15 protein-coding genes are annotated in these 17,061 nt (G+C 38.5%); 14 read left to right on the top strand and 1 reads right to left on the bottom strand.

The features are described 5' to 3' along the window. The first annotated feature begins 1 nt into the window (after position 1). Positions 2 to 1,303: an ABC transporter substrate-binding protein gene (locus tag QUG14_RS21410; RefSeq protein ID WP_289342453.1), complete on the top strand. Its 1,302-nt coding sequence runs from the start codon at positions 2 to 4 to the stop codon at positions 1,301 to 1,303. Between the two features lie 882 nt (positions 1,304 to 2,185). Here QUG14_RS21410 and QUG14_RS21415 read toward each other — a convergent pair. Then, positions 2,186 to 3,091, bottom strand: a complete 906-nt coding sequence (locus QUG14_RS21415; protein ID WP_289342454.1) for a nuclease-related domain-containing protein — start codon at positions 3,089 to 3,091, stop codon at positions 2,186 to 2,188. A gap of 210 nt (positions 3,092 to 3,301) precedes the next feature. On the opposite strand from QUG14_RS21415, the gene QUG14_RS21420 reads away from it, so the two are divergent. The 13 genes from QUG14_RS21420 to QUG14_RS21480 all read left to right on the top strand — a co-directional run bounded on the left by QUG14_RS21420 (position 3,302) and on the right by QUG14_RS21480 (position 17,041). Beyond that, entirely contained in the window at positions 3,302 to 4,240 is a 939-nt protein-coding gene (locus tag QUG14_RS21420; protein WP_289344203.1) for an ABC transporter permease, read from the top strand. Between the two features lie 15 nt (positions 4,241 to 4,255). Continuing rightward, a complete protein-coding gene (locus QUG14_RS21425) occupies positions 4,256 to 5,143 on the top strand; it encodes a carbohydrate ABC transporter permease (RefSeq protein WP_289342455.1) in 888 nt (295 codons plus the stop codon). Positions 5,144 to 5,166: 23 nt separating this feature from the next. Continuing rightward, positions 5,167 to 6,786: an ABC transporter substrate-binding protein gene (locus QUG14_RS21430; RefSeq protein ID WP_289342456.1), complete on the top strand. Its 1,620-nt coding sequence runs from the start codon at positions 5,167 to 5,169 to the stop codon at positions 6,784 to 6,786. An 88-nt stretch (positions 6,787 to 6,874) separates the two neighbouring features. Then, positions 6,875 to 8,344: a glycoside hydrolase family 32 protein gene (locus tag QUG14_RS21435; RefSeq protein WP_289342457.1), complete on the top strand. Its 1,470-nt coding sequence runs from the start codon at positions 6,875 to 6,877 to the stop codon at positions 8,342 to 8,344. Between the two features lie 55 nt (positions 8,345 to 8,399). Continuing rightward, entirely contained in the window at positions 8,400 to 9,365 is a 966-nt protein-coding gene (locus QUG14_RS21440; protein WP_483310752.1) for a carbohydrate kinase family protein, read from the top strand. A gap of 142 nt (positions 9,366 to 9,507) precedes the next feature. Further along, entirely contained in the window at positions 9,508 to 10,005 is a 498-nt protein-coding gene (locus tag QUG14_RS21445; protein WP_289342459.1) for a DoxX family protein, read from the top strand. Positions 10,006 to 10,344: 339 nt separating this feature from the next. After that, complete coding sequence (locus QUG14_RS21450) at positions 10,345 to 10,479, top strand: hypothetical protein (protein WP_289342460.1); 135 nt, start codon at positions 10,345 to 10,347, stop codon at positions 10,477 to 10,479. Then, positions 10,466 to 11,755: an ABC transporter substrate-binding protein gene (locus tag QUG14_RS21455; protein WP_289342461.1), complete on the top strand. Its 1,290-nt coding sequence runs from the start codon at positions 10,466 to 10,468 to the stop codon at positions 11,753 to 11,755. The genes QUG14_RS21450 and QUG14_RS21455 overlap by 14 nt, the downstream gene beginning before the upstream one ends. Positions 11,756 to 11,870: 115 nt before the next feature. Continuing rightward, positions 11,871 to 12,809, top strand: coding sequence for a carbohydrate ABC transporter permease (locus QUG14_RS21460; RefSeq protein WP_289342462.1), 939 nt, complete (start codon positions 11,871 to 11,873; stop codon positions 12,807 to 12,809). Beyond that, entirely contained in the window at positions 12,810 to 13,625 is an 816-nt protein-coding gene (locus QUG14_RS21465; RefSeq protein WP_289342463.1) for a carbohydrate ABC transporter permease, read from the top strand. A gap of 88 nt (positions 13,626 to 13,713) precedes the next feature. Further along, positions 13,714 to 15,093, top strand: a complete 1,380-nt coding sequence (locus QUG14_RS21470) for an ADP-ribosylglycohydrolase family protein (protein WP_289342464.1) — start codon at positions 13,714 to 13,716, stop codon at positions 15,091 to 15,093. Continuing rightward, the gene (locus QUG14_RS21475) at positions 15,090 to 16,106 is read left to right on the top strand and encodes a zinc-dependent alcohol dehydrogenase family protein (protein WP_289342465.1); all 1,017 of its coding nucleotides are present in this window, start codon (positions 15,090 to 15,092) and stop codon (positions 16,104 to 16,106) included. Before QUG14_RS21470 ends, QUG14_RS21475 begins: the two co-directional genes overlap by 4 nt. 89 nt (positions 16,107 to 16,195) lie before the next feature. Then, positions 16,196 to 17,041 (top strand): helix-turn-helix domain-containing protein, encoded by an 846-nt coding sequence (locus tag QUG14_RS21480; RefSeq protein WP_289342466.1) that lies wholly within the window; start codon positions 16,196 to 16,198, stop codon positions 17,039 to 17,041. The last annotated feature ends 20 nt before the right edge of the window (positions 17,042 to 17,061 follow it).

The raw sequence follows: 17,061 nt of genomic DNA on the forward strand, positions 1-17,061 counted from the left end.
GGTGAAGAAATGGTTAACCGTCATCATTCTTTTTGGTATAGCGGGATTTGCCTTTTTTACTTTATTAGGAAAAAGTCCAGATAAAGAGAAACCGACGATGCAAGTGGAGCTGACCTTTTTACGAAATTTAGCGAATCCAGCGTTTAATCAAGCCTATGAAGAAATGATTGCTGCCTTTGAAGCAACGCACCCTACTATTAAGATTAATATGCAATCGATGCACTGGGGAAGTGAATACGAATTAAGGCTGCGTACTGAACTGGCGGCAGGAAACCATCCGGATATTATGGCAATTGATAGTCCGAACCTGGCTCTTTATGCAAATTCCGGTTCGCTATTATCGATTGATTCGTATATGAAAGAGGAAGGCAATATTGACGATATCCCTGAAGGCGTATTAAAGGGTTTAACCTATAAGGATGAAATTTACCTTGCCCCCATTGTGGAATCGAGTATTGCCTTATTTTATAATATGAATCTTTTTAGTGAGGCCGGAATCCCCTTTCCTTCAGGTGATCCAAACCATCCTATGACGTGGGATGAAGTACTGGAGATTGCTAAAAAAATCAACAATCCGGCAAAAGGTGTGATAGGGATTGACCCGGCTCAAGGCTTTAATGTTGGAGAAGGACCTGCTTATTTTAAAATGCCGATCCTTTGGCAGTTCGGAGCAGATGTGATTAGTCCAGATGGGTCAACCGCACAGGGATATCTCAATTCTAAGGAAGCATTAGAGGCCTTGCAATTTTATCAAGATTTATATCGTAAGCATGGGGTAGCGGCCGTTGAAATGCCACCTGCTCCTTTTGAAACAGATAAGCTTGGGATGACGATATTGGGTTCTTGGGCAATATCGGAATTGCAACAAACTCCTGGTTTTGTGCTAGGAGAAGATTATGGGGTCGCCCCGCTGCCGAAGGGGAAACATCAAGTTGTCCCGAATGGCGGCTGGGCACTTGGGATCTCATCCAAAACGAAGCATCCAGAGGAAGCCTGGGAATTTGTGAAATTCGCTACTGGGTATGAGGGTTCGAAATTGTTCGTTGAAATCTCCGGGGATTTACCTGCAAGGTATTCAGTTGCAAGAGACTTCCCGGAACTCAATGAATATCCCAAAAATATCTTTGTCCAACAAGACCAAAACTACTCGAGAAATCGACCGGTAACTCCAGCCTATCCAGTCATCAGCGAAGCGATTAAGGAATTGTTTGAAGACGTCGGGCTTGAAGGGGAAAATGTTGAAGAGGCCGCTAACAAAGCAGTAGAGAAGATTAATAATGGTTTAAAAGATATCAAAAAGTAATCCTCTAGTTAAGAAACTAGAGGATTTTCTATCGTCTTAAGTACAAATATTATAGGCTGCATAGAGGTTTTGGCCTTAATCCAGGTTCTTGAGGACAAATCACTATAGCGGCCAGGAAGATTTGTCCTTAATTTAGGTTCTTGAGGACAAATCACATGAGCGGCCAGAAGGATTTGTCCTTAATCCAGGTTCTTGAGGACAAATCGCACAAGCGGCCAGGAAGATTTGTCTCTAATCCGGGTTCTTGAGGACAAATCACTATAGCGGCCAGGAAGATTTGTCCTTAATCCAGGTTCTTGAGGACAAATCGCACAAGCGGCCAGGAAGATTTGTCTCTAATCCGGGTTCTTGAGGACAAATCGCACAAGCGCCTAGGAAGATTTGTCTCTAATCCAGGGTCTTAAGGACAAATCGCACGAGCGGCTAGGAAGATTTGTCTCTAATCTAGGGTCTTAAGGACAAATCGCACGAGTGGCCACGAAGATTGGTCTTTAATACAAGGTCTTGAGGACAAATCACATGAGCGGCCAGAAGGATTTGTCCTTAATCCAGGGTCTTAAGGACAAATCGCACAAGCGGCCAGGAAGATTTGTCTCTAATCCGGGTTCTTGAGGACAAATCACTATAGCGGCCAGGAAGATTTGTCCTTAATCCAGGGTCTTGAGGACAAATCGCACAAGCGGCCAGGAAGATTTGTCTCTAATCCGGGTTCTTGAGGACAAATCACTATAGCGGCCAGGAAGATTTGTCCTTAATCCAGGATCTTGAGGACAAATCACATGAGCGGCCAGGAGGATTTGTCCTTAATCCAGGGTCTTGAGGACAAATCGAACAAGAGGTCTGAAAGATTCGTCTTTAAGGAAAGGATAAGAAGCATGTCTATCATTCATAAAAAGCCCATTGACCCTTACCTATAATTTTAAGATTCTTTCCCAGTGACCGGCTTATTGTTTTTTTACAAGGAACGATCCCACACCAATCCTGAATGATATTTGTGGTGATTTTGCGTTCTGGAAATAGGAGCTTAAATTCCTCTACATTACGCATGATGGCAAGTGCGACCATTTCTTCACAACCGCACTCTTTGCATACAACTTTTTTCCCCACGACAGACACTGAAAAACTATGGCATACCTTGCACGTCATCCCCTTTTTTATCTGATCATACTCATACATAGGCAACTGGGTATAGGGTGATTCTGTCTGGTGCAATGAAATAAGCTTGTCCGCAAGATTTTTATGCGACTGATTGAGCAGTGAAGGTTTTTGATCCAATTTGCTCATAAAGCGGTCAAGTTGGGTAGGGAGAATAAATGGCAGGTCAGGTGGAGTTTGGTATAACGTAAACTGGGGGTTAATGAAAATGACATATGCTTCAACTGTTAGTTTACTCCCTAGCGATTGAAGAAGCTGACTCAGCAATAACTTGCTTCTTTTTAATTGGTCCAACGGGTTCTGGATATCTCGTCCGCTGAGTGTTTTAAAATATTCAGCATCATAAACGTACTCGCCTTCGAAATTTTTGACTTCAAAAAGGGAAAAGGTCCCTTGAAAAATGAGGGATGAATCAAGTTGGAAACTTGATTTGTTATTTTCCAATAGCAAATCATTCAAAATATAGCAACTACGTTGAAGCTTCTCCGTAAATACATCAAATTGAACTTCCCCTGCATATCCTTTTTCTTGGTTTTGATAATATCTTTGATCATCCTCGGTTAATTTCATTCGTTTGTTTAAAAGTCTAAGAGTCTTTAATACTACTGATTCACTCCGGGCTTTGTATGGCATATCCCACATCCTTTCTCCTTCCCATCATATCGAAAAAATAGAGTGAAAGCGATATCAACTGCCGAAAATTTTAAAACACATTAACCAAAAATATTAAACTCTTATTTCTCCCCACTTTGTTATATTTAACCCAAGTTGAAAGTGCTTTCAACGGAACTAAGTTGATAGGAGGGTAAGAGAGTGGAAGAAATAGTAAAAGCAGAGCAAACCATACCAGTTAGCAAACCAGCAACAACTACAAAACTAAGCAAGAATCTTACTTACATTAAAAAGAACTACATTCTTTATTTACTTATTGCTCCTGCTGTTATTCTTACAATTATTTTTAAGTACATCCCCATATACGGCGCGACAATTGCCTTTAAAGATTTTAGTCCGATCCGGGGGATTACGGGGAGTGAATGGGTAGGTTTTAAACATTTTACCAGTTTCCTAACGTCGCCTAATTTCATCGAAATATTAATGAACACGATTAAATTGAGTTCATTTGAACTCCTCATAGCATTCCCTATTCCCATTCTATTGGCTCTTATGTTAAACCAGTTGCGAAAATCAGGTGTAAAAAAGAATGTTCAGTTAGCCCTATATGCACCGCATTTCATATCTGTGGTTGTCGTGTCGGGAATGGTCTTTCTTTTTCTATCACCGGTTGGACCCATTAATGCAGTGTTATCAACCTTTTTAGATAAGCCGATCTCATTCATGTCTGACCCAGATTATTTTAGGACGATCTATATTTGGTCTGGTGTATGGCAAGGTGCGGGTTGGGCATCGATCGTTTATGTTGCCGCACTCGCAAACGTTGACCCGCAGCTACATGAAGCAGCAACACTAGACGGGGCGTCACTCCTACAACGAATTTGGCATATCGATCTTCCAACGCTTAAGCCAGTGATGGCAGTCTTGTTTATCTTAGCGGCTGGAGGAATCATGGGAATTGGTTTCGAAAAGGCGTATTTATTACAAACGCCAATGAATTCACCATCATCAGAAATTATCGCTACTTATGTTTATAAACGAGGGCTGCTGGCAGGAGATTATTCGTTTGCAACCGCAGTTGGATTATTTAATGCCGTTGTAAATGTGATATTACTTGGAGTTGTCAATCAAGTGGTTAAGAAACTAAACGAAGGCGAAGGACTCGTTTAAGGAAGGAGGAAAAGTATGAATAATCAAATCAAACATGCAAGAGGCGACCGAATACTGCTTCTGACCAACAATATTCTCCTAACGATTATCGTCCTTGCGATAGTTGGACCACTTTTATATGTTTTTCTATCGTCTTTCCTAGAACCGAATGCAATCATTCGAAAAGGGCTATCGTTACATGCATCAGATTGGTCATTAGAAGGGTATAAGCGGCTCTTTACGGATGACACCATAGTGAGAGGATTTTTCAACTCACTCCTGTATTCAACTGGATTTACGATTGTGACCGTGCTTGTTTGTCTCTTTGCCGGATACACGTTATCGGTAGAAGGTTTAGTGGGGAAAAAGCTATTTATGATTTTCTTCTTATTTACGATGTTTTTTGGAGGCGGCTTAATCCCAACTTATTTTGTTATTCGGGATTTAGGAATGTTAAATACGATTTGGGCGATTATTCTGCCTGGCGCTGTTAATGTCTGGTTTATTATTCTTGCCAGAACGTATTTTAAGGCAGTTCCAAATGAACTGAAGGAGGCAGCGCGCATTGATGGCGCCTCCGATTTAAAAATCTTTTTTAAAATCATTTTGCCTTTATCGAAACCGATTATCTTTGTTCTAGCTTTGTATGCCTTCATTGGACAATGGAACGCCTACTTTGATGCGATGATATACCTGGATGATCGAGAATTACATCCGCTGCAATTAGTATTGCGTTCGATTTTGATTCAAAACGAAGTACAGCCTGGAATGGTTGCGGATGTAGAGGCAAGGAACGAGCTTATGAGGATATCAGAGATGATCCGCTATTCATCGATTGTGATTGCAAGTTTACCGTTATTGATTATGTACCCATTCTTCCAAAAGTATTTTGAAAAGGGAGTAATGGTGGGTTCTCTAAAATAAAACAAAAAAAGTGAGGGTTTATGATGAAAAAAAGAATGTTTACAACGGCTTCAGCTCTACTGCTTTCAGGTTCGTTACTTTTAACTGGCTGTACCAGCAAAAGCGGCGGCAGCGAAAGTTTCTCTTCTAAGGATTATGGGTTAAAGGAAGTAACCTTCCCATTGAAAGAGGAAAAAACCTTAAAAATTATGACGTCAAGTTCGCCATTAGCTCCTGAGAATCCAAATGACAAGTTAATCTTTCAACGCTTAGAAGATCAAACGGGTGTAAAAATTGATTGGAGAAACTATACCACAGATATCTTTAATGAAAAACGTAATTTAGCGATCGCGAGTGGTGAGCTTCCAGACGCTATCTTTAATGCCGGGTTCAGCGATTATGAACTATTAAAGCATGCAAAGGATGGAGTTATTGTACCAGTTGAGGATCTTATTCAGTATATGCCGAACTTACAAGCTGTCCTTGAAAAAGCACCACAATACAAAGCAATGATGACGGCGCCTGATGGCCATATCTATGCTTTCCCATGGATTGAGGAGTTAGGTGAAGGAAAAGAAAGTATCCATTCCCTTGATGCATTCCCATGGATTAATATGGAATGGTTAAACAAATTAGGATTAGAGGTTCCAAAAACAACAGAAGAGTTAAAGCAAGTATTACTGGCTTTTAAAACCCAGGATCCAAATGGCAACGGCGAAGCGGACGAGATCCCCATGTCATTCATTATTAATGATGGCGGACAGGATCCCCATTCATTATTCGGTGCATTTGGACTAGGTGATAACTGGGATTTCACGGTGGTAACGAATGATGGAGAAGTAAAACTTACCGCTGCTGATGAAAGCTATAAAAAGGCGATTAGCTGGTTCAATGATTTATACAATGAAGGATTAATCGATATCGAGGCATTTGAACATGATTGGAATACGTATCTATCAAAAGGCCGAGACAAAAAATATGGTTTGTACTTTACATGGGATAAAGGAAATATCACTGGAATGGGTGATGATTACGATCTATTAGCTCCATTAAAAGGACCAGAAGGACATCAAAATGTTGCAAGAACAAACGGAATGGGCTTTGACCGCTCACGTTTAGTCGTAACATCAGCAAATAAAAACCTTGAATTAACAGCCAAGTGGATTGACCAGCTTTATGATCCGTCCCAATCCGTACAGAATAACTGGGGTACGTATGGTGACGGAAAGCAACAAAACATTTTTGGAATGGATGAGGCAACAAAAATGTTAAAACACCTTCCATTAGAAGGTACAGCACCAGTTGAATTAAGAGAAAAAACATCTGTCGGCGGGCCATTAGCGATCTTAGACAGCTACTACGGTACGGTGACAACCAAACCAGACGATGCTGCTTGGAGACTAAACTTAATGAAAGAAGTTATGGTTCCTTACATGGAAGCAGATAATATTTACCCACGTGTATTCTTCTCACTCGAGGACCTTGATCGACTTTCTGTTATCGAGACGGATCTGTTTGCTTATATTAAGCGAAAACGTGCCGAATGGATTGCAAATGGCGGCGTTGAAAAAGAATGGAACGAATATCTAGCAGAATTAGATCGACTTGGACTACAAGAATGGCTGGATATTAAGCAAAAAGGTTACGATCGAAATCAGGAATAATACCCGGTAAATAGTCTGAGGCTGTACAGGTTCTTTGGCAACTGTACAGCCTATTTTACTAAATTAATAGAAAGAAGGAGCGATAAAAATGACACAAACCTATAAAGAGCAGTATCGTCCACAATTTCACTTTTCACCGGAAGAAAAGTGGCTGAATGATCCGAATGGAATGGTCTATTTTAATGATGAATATCATTTGTTCTATCAACACCATCCATTTGGCACGACCTGGGGACCCATGCACTGGGGCCATGCGGTAAGTAAAGACTTGATTCATTGGGAGCACCTTCCGATTGCATTATATCCGGATGAACTTGGAGGCATTTTTTCAGGGAGTGCAGTCGTCGATTGGAAGAATACGACAGGCTTTTTTGAAAATGATCAACCAGGATTGGTTGCAATTTATACAAGTGCTGGCACTTATCCTGATTCTGATAGACCACTTCAGCAACAAAGCTTAGCATACAGTAAGGACAATGGAAGAACGTGGGTAAAATTTGATGGCAATCCTGTCCTTTCAGACGTGAACATTACCGATTACCGTGATCCTAAAGTTTTTTGGCATGAAGAGACAAATAAATGGGTGATGGTTCTGGCGACGGGTCAAACCATTACGATATATACTTCCCTTAACTTAAAAGAATGGGAGTTTGCCAGCGAATTTGGACATACTGCCGGTTCACATGATGGCGTATGGGAATGCCCTGATTTATTTAAACTACCAGTAGATGGCGGGCAAGAAAAGTGGGTAATGATTGTAAGTATCGGTGATAATGGTGAATCAGCAGAAGGTTCCAGAACTCAATATTTTATCGGCCAGTTTGATGGAACCACTTTTGTGAATGACCATGACAATTCGACGATTCTTTGGTTAGATTACGGCCGTGATAATTATGCGGGTGTGAGCTGGTCCGATAGCCAAGATGGAAGACGTATTTATCTTGGCTGGATGAGTAACTGGCGCTATGCCAATCAAGTTCCCAGTGAGACGTGGAGAGGTGCGATGACGTTACCAAGAGAATTATTCTTAACTACAACTGAGACTGGTATCCGCTTATTCCAAAAACCAGTTGCGGAAGTTAGTAAGATTAGAAAAGAAACGGAATCTTATCCGGGCACTAAGATTGACTCTGAAAATACTGTATGTGTTCCAGTAAAGAATTCCCCACTGGAAATATCTATCGAATTTGAAAAAGTAAATTCAAGCCAATTTGGATTCATCATACAGCACTCTGTGGAAGAAAAAACCATCATTGGTTATGATGTAACAGAGGAAAAGTTATTTGTTGACCGAACACTTTCTGGAGATCATAGCTTTTCGACCTCTTTCCCAGCTGTACAAGAAGCCTCATTAAAGTTGGATCATCAAAGGCTGAAACTGCAGTTGTTTTTAGATGCCTCCTCCATTGAGGTGTTTGCAAACGATGGTGAGATTGCTATTACCAGCTTACTGTTTCCGTCTGAATCAGCGCAAGAAATCATGTTATTTTCAAATGAAGGAACAACAAATGTGTTGGAATTAAACGTAACAGAACTTGATTCCATTTGGAGCAAGTAAGTGACGTATGGAAGCTCTAATCGGTTAATTGGTTAGAGCTTTATTTTTTAAAAGGATGGTGTTTAGTTTGGGTTCATCAATTGTATGCATAGGTGAATTATTAATCGATTTTTTCTGTACGGATGTGGATATTAACTTACTAGAGGGACAAAATTTTCAAAAACAGGCTGGGGGAGCACCAGCTAATGTTTGTGCGACGATTGCGAAATTAGGAGGTACTGCTCTTTTTAGCGGAAAAGTTGGGAATGACCCATTTGGACAATTTCTAAAAAAGACTCTTGATGACGTTCAAGTAGATACATCAATGGTCGTGTTCGATGATTTCCATCCAACTACATTGGCCTTTGTTTCCCTACAGGCAAATGGCGAAAGAGATTTTGTATTTAATCGCGGAGCTGACGCTTTTTTAGTGGAGGAAGAAATTGATACCGTTAAGCTAAATGAGGCCGCTATTCATCATTTTGGTTCTGCCACTGCTTTATTAAGCGACCCTTTTCAATCCACTTATTTTCAAGTCATGCGTAATGCAAAAGAACAAGGAAAATTTATTTCATTTGATCCTAATTATCGAAAAGATCTATGGAAAAACAGACTTCCTGAATTTATCGACTTAGCAAAGGTGGGAATCGCATTCGCTGACTTTGTAAAAGTGAGTGACGAGGAGCTAACACTGATTACAGGAATCAATAACCTGGCTGAGGGAACGAAGTATCTACATGAATTAGGAGCAAAAATAATTACTGTGACATTAGGGAGTGAGGGAACTTATCTGTCAAATGGGCATAATAGCGAAATAATTCCAAGTGTAAAAATAAAATCCATTGATTCCACTGGTGCTGGAGATGCGTTTGTAGGTGCAACTTTATTCCAATTCGCAAAAGGTAAACCTGAAATCGAGGACTTTGAGAAACTTAAAGAAATCATTTATTTTAGTAATAAAGTAGGTGCCTTGGTATGTACCAAGGTAGGTGCAATTTCTGCAATACCTACGGTAGAAGACATTTTATCTGGATTATCCTGATAACCAAAAGTTGTTGTTCAAACTTCCTCCATATCATTTCAAACAAACTGTGAACTTAACACTATACCCATGTTACTAACTGTTGAAATCCAATATAGTGTAAGTATAAAAAACAAACAAATTTTGAAAGGTGGAATGACTTATGTTTAACCACTTTTTAAGAGAAAATAAAATTTCTGCAGCTATCTTAACTATCATTCGTTTATATCTTGGCTATGCATGGTTCACAGCTGGTTTTGGAAAATTAACAGGCGGATTTGATGCTTCAGGATACTTGAAAAATGCAGTAGCGAATCCAGTTAAAGGTCCAGATGGAAACATGGTTTACAGTTGGTACGTAAATTTCTTAGAAAGCTTTGCACTGCCAAACATTGATGTGTTCAACTTCATCGTTCCTTGGGGAGAAACGTTAATTGGTTTAGGACTTATGCTTGGATGTTTAACAACAGCAGCCATGTTCTTCGGATTAGTGATGAATTTTTCTTTCTTCTTAGCAGGAACAGTATCACATAACCCAACTGATATCTTCTTAGGCTTCATTATCTTAACAGCAGGCTACAACGCAGGTAAATACGGTTTAGACTACTGGGTAGTTCCATTCATCCGCAAAACAGTTGGTAAAGAAAAAGTAACAGCATAGTGTTTAGCAACAAAAAAGACGATTCGCTCCCTCTCGAATCGTCTTTTAATTTACTGCTCAATTAAAAAATACAATCATGACTTAAATCATTAGGGCACCATCCACCGCAGGAGGGTGCCTTTTAAAATAAATTCTGTATTATATTTACTTTTTTGCAAAACAATAAGAGCAAAGTAGGAAGGATTTTCTAATTATTAGGACTTGACCTGTAAAACTGTTAAATACGTATGTGTCAGGGATGTATAAATTATAAAAATAATCATATATAATTGCGTTGTAAGCGCTTAAAAATATCATTTAATTGAATCAATTAACTTCTATACAGGTGAGGGAGGTTTTATGCAAAGCGCCATTTCAAACTTAATGGAGTTTGATATTCACATTGAAACAATGATGAAAACATTTAATCGAACTCTGTTCGTTTATGTCATGTCTGATTTGAGAAAAGGGAGGCTGTATGATGAGGAGTATTAAGAATGCAAGGAAAGGATTTCTTCCAGTTTTATTATTATTAGTTTTGGTTATCTCAGGTTGCAGCTCGAAGTCCTCAGGAGAATCCAAGAACGTCATAACGGTTCCTGATGCTGCTATCTGGGGGGAAGAAAGTTCAGCTTTACAAACTATGTATGATTTATATCAAAAAGATCATCCCGAATATAAGATTAAACAAGTAACAATAAAGGAAGTTGAAACGGCCTTAGCTGCCGGTGAGGGATCGGATCTACTCCTAATGGACCCTTTTGTAGCTAAAGAGAGCTTTAAGCAGGGATATGTGGAGCCGTTGGACAAATATTATGAAAAATATCAATATGATAAAGAGATGTTCAAATGGGCTAAGAATGCATATGTCTTTGAGGGAAAAACAATTGGAATCCCATGGAACTACGAAGGTCTGGTTCTAGTCTATAACAAGACATTGTTTAAGGAAAACGGCTGGGAGGTACCTCAAAATTACAACGATTTGGAAAGTTTAATCAAGGAATTAAAAAAGAAGGACTTGATTCCTTTAGCATGGGGAACCGCTGATTGTGCGGATTGTGATAACTGGTGGATAACCAGCATAGTGAACAGTATTTTAGGTCCGGAAGGTGCGAAACAACTGTTTTCCGGAGATAAAAAGTGGACAGATCCTAAAATTATAGAAGCTGTTCAACGTTATTCTGATTTTTGGAATAATGGATATCTTAGCGATAAAAAATCCCATGCTATTTCTCAAGAAGATAGCATGCAGTTATTTGCACAAGGAAAAGCTGCCATGAAATTAGATGGTACATGGTCTCTCGCATCAGACCTTCAAACGGACTTTGATATCGGATATGCTCCTTTCCCCAGCTGGGACCCTAATGGAAAGCCTGTTATTCCTCTAGGAGTTGGAGGCGGTTTAGTTATTAATGCGAAATCCAAACATAAAGATCAAGTGGCAGAACTATTGAGTTATTTCTTTCATGAGGATGTAGTAGAGGAAATGGCTAAGAATGGGATTCCGGAACCTATAAATGCGGATTTTAGTAAAATGGACTTAGAACCTAATGTGGCTGAAGCACTGAATTTAATTAGTGGAGCTGCCGCTAAGGGAGAGACGGGTTACGTAGTTTGGTCTTATGGTTCTCCGCGTGTAGTAAATGCTATAAAGGAATTACCAAACGTATACCTTAAGAAAACAACTCCTGAAAAATGGCTGGAAAAGTTACAAGAACTAAAAGAAAAGGATATTGATGAAAAAACTCTTTTTGATCTAGGTAACTACTAATAAGGGATGAAAGAAGGAGTAAGAAACTTTTCTCCTTCTTTTTCAAAATATTTATAGTTTTCTGGATTACTAGTTCTTCTGTTAGTCAATCCACTTTCTGAAAGGAGTGCAGGTTTTGCAAACGATAAACACGAATTTAAAGGCTTCTAGTTCTGACATTCTAGATTCAAATGTACATAGGAAACGCACTAGGAAACGAAATTGGGTGGGATGGGTTTTTATTTTGCCCGGTCTTTTGTTTCATATTTTAGCTGTGACTATTCCTGCAGTCATGTCATTATATTTGCCATTCACAGAATGGAACGGATTGAATACCCCAAAGTTTATAGGAATAGCAAACTTTATTGAAGCTTTCCAAGACAGTGTCGTTTTTACAGCATTTTTTAATAATATAAAATGGACTCTTTTCTGGATCACCATTCCCCTTATCTTTTCATTTTTGATTGCGTATTTGTTGAGAAAAGTAAAAGGACAAACACTTTATCAAGCAACCTATTTCTCTACATCCATTATTACCGTAACAGTAGCAGGTCAAATTTGGTTTTGGATTTATAATCCTTTCAGCGGTATTAATTTTTATTTGGATAAAGCAGGTTTAGGATTTATAGAAGTGCCTGGTCTTACAATTCCGGCCATTGCATTATTTTCAGTCTTATTTGCTGATATGTGGAAAGGTTTTGGTACGAATGTCATTTGGTTATTAGCCGCAATGACTCAAACGGATAAATCTTTGGAAGAGGCTGCAAAAATTGAGGGTGCAAATCGCTTCCAAATTTTGATGCATGTTTTCCTCCCTCAATTACGACCAACATTAACAGTTATTACGCTATTAACCATTTTAGGATCTTTTGGAGCATTTGAAATGGTCTACGTTATGACGGCAGGCGGACCAGCTCATTCTACTGAAACATTATCTACTTATTACTATACATTAAGTACTACCGGCAGGCGGGCTGGATACGCCTCAGCTGTTGCCTTGTTCCAGACATTTATTGCAATCTTTATCATTATTGTATTTGCATATTTCAGAAAAAAGAAGGGATGGGATGTTTAAATGTCAATACCAAAAATTAATTGGCGCCATATTCCTTTAATTTTAGTAAGTATATATTCTCTATTTCCGATGTACCTGCTTTTTATTAATTCCTTTAAAACAAAGTCAGATATTATTACAAACCCGATGGGGCTGCCATCAGTTTGGACATTCGAAAATTATAGCAATGCATGGATTCAAGGAAATTATAGTGTGGCTTACGTTAACACGATCATTATTACGGGAACAACCGTTATTTTAGTTGCGATTCTTTCAGGATTAGCAGCCTACGGTCTTGCCCATTTGAAAACTCCTGGTTCTAATTGGCTTATGGGATATTTGTTTATTTCTATGAGTTTACCTGTTGGGTTTATTCCTTTGTTTTTTATGGCTGTGAAATTTGGGTTAATAAATACTTACATGGGAGTCATTATCCCTTATGTTGGAGGGGGTTTTGCCTTTAATGTATTTTTACTTCGGGCTTATATGCTTGGAATTCCAAAAGAGTTGGTAGAGTCAGCAAAAGTGGATGGGTGCAATTCATTGCAAGCTTTCTTTAAAATCATTGTTCCGCTCAGTAAACCCGCTTTTATTATCGTAATGATTTTCTCTACACTTGGAACTTGGAATGAATTCTTTTTGGCAAATGCCTTATTACAAATAGAGGAAGTCAGAACGGTGTCAGCGCAGTATTTAAGCTTTGGAAGCAAATATAGTACAAACTGGGCACTTATGGCAGCAGGCGGAGTAATAAGTGTTGTTCCAATGATTCTTTTATTCCTCTTTATGACGAGAAAGTTCGTAGCAGGGTTGCAGGAAGGTGGAGTCAAGTTTTAACTTACACAAGTTTAAATAATTTACATTAGTTCTTAAGAAAAATAAACTTTTAAAAAAATATTTATAAGAACCGAAAGGACAGATTCCTATGTATTCGTTATTACCTGTAATTATAGACTATGAGTTGCAACAGAAGCTAGAAGAAGGTTGTGAAATTGGTAACTTAAGAAAGCAATTTGATGAATGGCTTTTATCTAAGGGTTGCAGTAAAAGAGAAGTCTTCTTTGCACTCCTTGAAAAAGAATTTGAATATAACAAAGAGGATGAAAAAAAACTGGAACCAATTTATAAACAGCTATTACAATTGACAAATCAAGAAGATTTAGAAAATCATCCTGAGGAATTAAGACATATACTACCTCCTTCGTTAGGAGTCTCTATAGATCCTCTAATAGACCTATCAAAGGAAGACCTGTTTGATAAAATTTATGGAGGATGGTTAGGACGCAGTGCGGGGTGTACACTTGGAAAACCGGTTGAACTTTGGCCTTATGAAAAGGTTTGTTCCTATCTTAAGCTAACAGATTCCTTTCCTCTTAACGATTATATTCCTGCCCTAGAACCAATGCCTGAGGGCTATATATTTAAAGGAGATTCTGAAACAGCTTTAAAAAATCGAGTAGACGGTACTCCTCGTGATGATGATATGGATTATCCCATTTTAAATCTTCAGGTACTTGATAAAGCTGGTTCCGCTTTTACAACAGAAGATGTTGCTCAAATGTGGCTGCAAACTATGCCGTATAATCTAGTTTATACAGCAGAACGCGTTGCCTATAGAAATTTTATAATGGGAAAAATACCCCCGGATACTGCTAATTATCGTAATCCATATAGAGAATGGATTGGTGCGCAAATAAGGGCTGATCTTTGGGGATGGGTAAATCCAGGAAATCCCCAAGCTGCGGCTGAAATGGCATACCGCGATGCAAAGCTATCACACACCAGTAATGGACTGTATGGTGAATTATGGGTATCGGCCATGATTTCTGTAGCTTTTGTCAGGAACAATGTAGAGGAAATCATTAAACAGGGGTTATCGTTTATCCCTCCTTCATCACGTTTAGCCCAAATGATTAACCAAGTTATTCAGTGGTCCCACCAATATGAAAACTGGGAAGATTGCTTCGAAAAAATTAAGGAAAACTATGGGAACTACAATGCGGTTCACACAATAAATAATGCTGCGATAGTAACAATGGCCCTACTATATAGCAAAGGCGACTTCCATCAAGGTATAACAATAGCAGTTATGGCAGGGTGGGATACGGATTGTAATGGTGCTACAGTGGGTTCTATTCTTGGAGTAATGAATGGAGCTTCTAAATTACCTAAGCATTGGATTTCTCCTTTAAATGATTCCATTACAACATTAGTGGGTATGGACCATGTCATTAAAATATCTACCCTCGCAGAACGGACTATGTTTCATGCTCTTAATCATTCTAATGGATTGAAGAGACAATGAAGGCAGCCGTATTAACGAAAAAAAAGGTGATGGAAATTAAGGAACTTCCCATTCCTGCTCCATTAGAAAATGAAGTAATCATAAATGTTAAAGCCTGCGGAATTTGTGGTACTGATCAGCATATTTATCATGGGCAACCTGGGTCTGCACCGGTAGAATATCCAATCGTGTTAGGTCACGAATTATCTGGTGAGATTGTAAGGCTCGGCGAAAAGGTAACTAAGTTTAAATTAGGTGACCGTGTCTCGATAGACCCGAATATATATTGCGGTGAATGTGAGTATTGTCGTAAGAATCGTCAACATCTTTGTGAAAATCTCCAGGCTATTGGGGTTACTCGAGATGGGGGAATGGGAGAGTTCTGTGCTGTCCCTTATAGAAATTGTTATATTATTCCAGATGGGGTTTCTTTTGAAGAAGGGGCAATGATTGAACCGCTTGGCTGTGTATTACATGGGTTTTCTCAAATAAAAATTTGGCCAGGTGCATCTGTATTAATAGTGGGAGGCGGGTATATCGGGTTAATGATGTTGCAAATGGCAAAAATCTACGGGGCATTTCCAATTGTTGTAAGTGAACCTGATAAAACAAAACATCAACTCGCAATCCAATTAGGCGGAGATCAAGTAATCACCCCAGAAGAACTCTCTCAAAATCCAATCGGCTTCGATATCGTTATTGAATGTGTAGGTAGAAAAGAAAGTATGGAACAGGCTGTAAAAATGGCGAAAAAAGGCGGCAATATTTTATTGTTTGGTGTATCAAAACCGGATATGAAAATTGAAATAAGTCCATTTGATATTTTTTCGAAAGAGTTAACCATAAAAGGTTCTTTTATCAATCCACATACACATGAACAAGCAATCTCATTAGTGCAACAGGGAAAGATACAAATTAAACCTTTGTTAAGTCATCACTTCAGGTTGGAAGATTTGCCAACCATAATGAATGATTATCGAAAGATGAATGTAAAGAAGGGAATCATTCGATATTCGGAAAAAGTTTTTAATTGACAATGAATCTTGTAAACCTTTTCAGATTAATTAAAAAAGTGAAATAAGCATTTATAAAGGTTGAACGAATTTTGAGAGGAAATAGATAATTGCATCCAATAATAGATTATCTTTTGGAAAGTGCAGAACTCACAATAGTAGAATTTAATATTCATGAAAGAAATGAAATGAAGACTTTTAACCGTACCCTTCCCAGTTATGTCATGTCCTATATAAAGAAAGGGGAGGCAAAGCTAAAAATTAGAGATGAAGTATATCATTTAGCACCTGGGACCGTCGTCATCATTCCTCCCCATATAGAGCATGACCATTACAAAGAAACAAATGATGAAACCATATTTTTATGGTGCCATTTCACTTACGAAATAGGGAGTGCTTTAGATGTATTGAAAATATTTAACCTCCCAATCACTTTTAAACTACAAAACCCTGAAATATTTGAGCGGGTTTTTGTAGATTTTGTGGAAATTACAGATTCTCAAGATTTTTTGATTAAAACCATCTTAAAAAAAGCGAAATCCTATGAAATTCTTTATTTGTTGCTGGAAAACATTATGAGATCTCAGGAAAAAGTCTTTGAACAGGATCATTCGAAGGGATTCATCTCTATACTAACTCAAATTGTAAAGAATCCCGAAAAGGAAGTTTCATTAAAAGAATTATCAAATCAGTTTCATCTGCACCCAACCTATATAAGTAATCGCTTTAAAGAACTATTTGGGAAATCTCCTATTCAAATACAGCGGGAACTAAAAATTGACCGTGCGAAAAAATTATTAAGGTCAACAGAGATGACAGTAACTGAAATCGCACAAGAGGTTGGTTACATGGTAGTCCCGGGTTTTACTCGATTATTTAAGAGTTATGTGGGTATATCACCTACCCAATATAGAAATATGAATACAAAATGGAACAGCAATATTCCAGAGGGGTAACCCATTTTTATAAAACTAGT

Origin of the sequence: Neobacillus sp. CF12, assembly GCF_030348765.1 — a bacterium.
Classification (GTDB): Bacteria; Bacillota; Bacilli; order Bacillales; family Cytobacillaceae; genus Neobacillus.

Excerpts from the sequence above, each read along its gene's own strand:
- QUG14_RS21415 (WP_289342454.1), bottom strand. The coding sequence starts at position 3,091 with ATGCCATACAAAGCCCGGAGTGAATCAGTAGTATTAAAGACTCTTAGA.
- QUG14_RS21425 (WP_289342455.1), top strand. The coding sequence starts at position 4,256 with ATGAATAATCAAATCAAACATGCAAGAGGCGACCGAATACTGCTTCTG.
- QUG14_RS21430 (WP_289342456.1), top strand. The coding sequence starts at position 5,167 with ATGAAAAAAAGAATGTTTACAACGGCTTCAGCTCTACTGCTTTCAGGT.
- QUG14_RS21435 (WP_289342457.1), top strand. The coding sequence starts at position 6,875 with ATGACACAAACCTATAAAGAGCAGTATCGTCCACAATTTCACTTTTCA.
- QUG14_RS21440 (WP_483310752.1), top strand. The coding sequence starts at position 8,400 with ATGGTGTTTAGTTTGGGTTCATCAATTGTATGCATAGGTGAATTATTA.
- QUG14_RS21445 (WP_289342459.1), top strand. The coding sequence starts at position 9,508 with ATGTTTAACCACTTTTTAAGAGAAAATAAAATTTCTGCAGCTATCTTA.
- QUG14_RS21450 (WP_289342460.1), top strand. The coding sequence starts at position 10,345 with ATGCAAAGCGCCATTTCAAACTTAATGGAGTTTGATATTCACATTGAA.
- QUG14_RS21455 (WP_289342461.1), top strand. The coding sequence starts at position 10,466 with ATGAGGAGTATTAAGAATGCAAGGAAAGGATTTCTTCCAGTTTTATTA.
- QUG14_RS21465 (WP_289342463.1), top strand. The coding sequence starts at position 12,810 with ATGTCAATACCAAAAATTAATTGGCGCCATATTCCTTTAATTTTAGTA.
- QUG14_RS21470 (WP_289342464.1), top strand. The coding sequence starts at position 13,714 with ATGTATTCGTTATTACCTGTAATTATAGACTATGAGTTGCAACAGAAG.
- QUG14_RS21475 (WP_289342465.1), top strand. The coding sequence starts at position 15,090 with ATGAAGGCAGCCGTATTAACGAAAAAAAAGGTGATGGAAATTAAGGAA.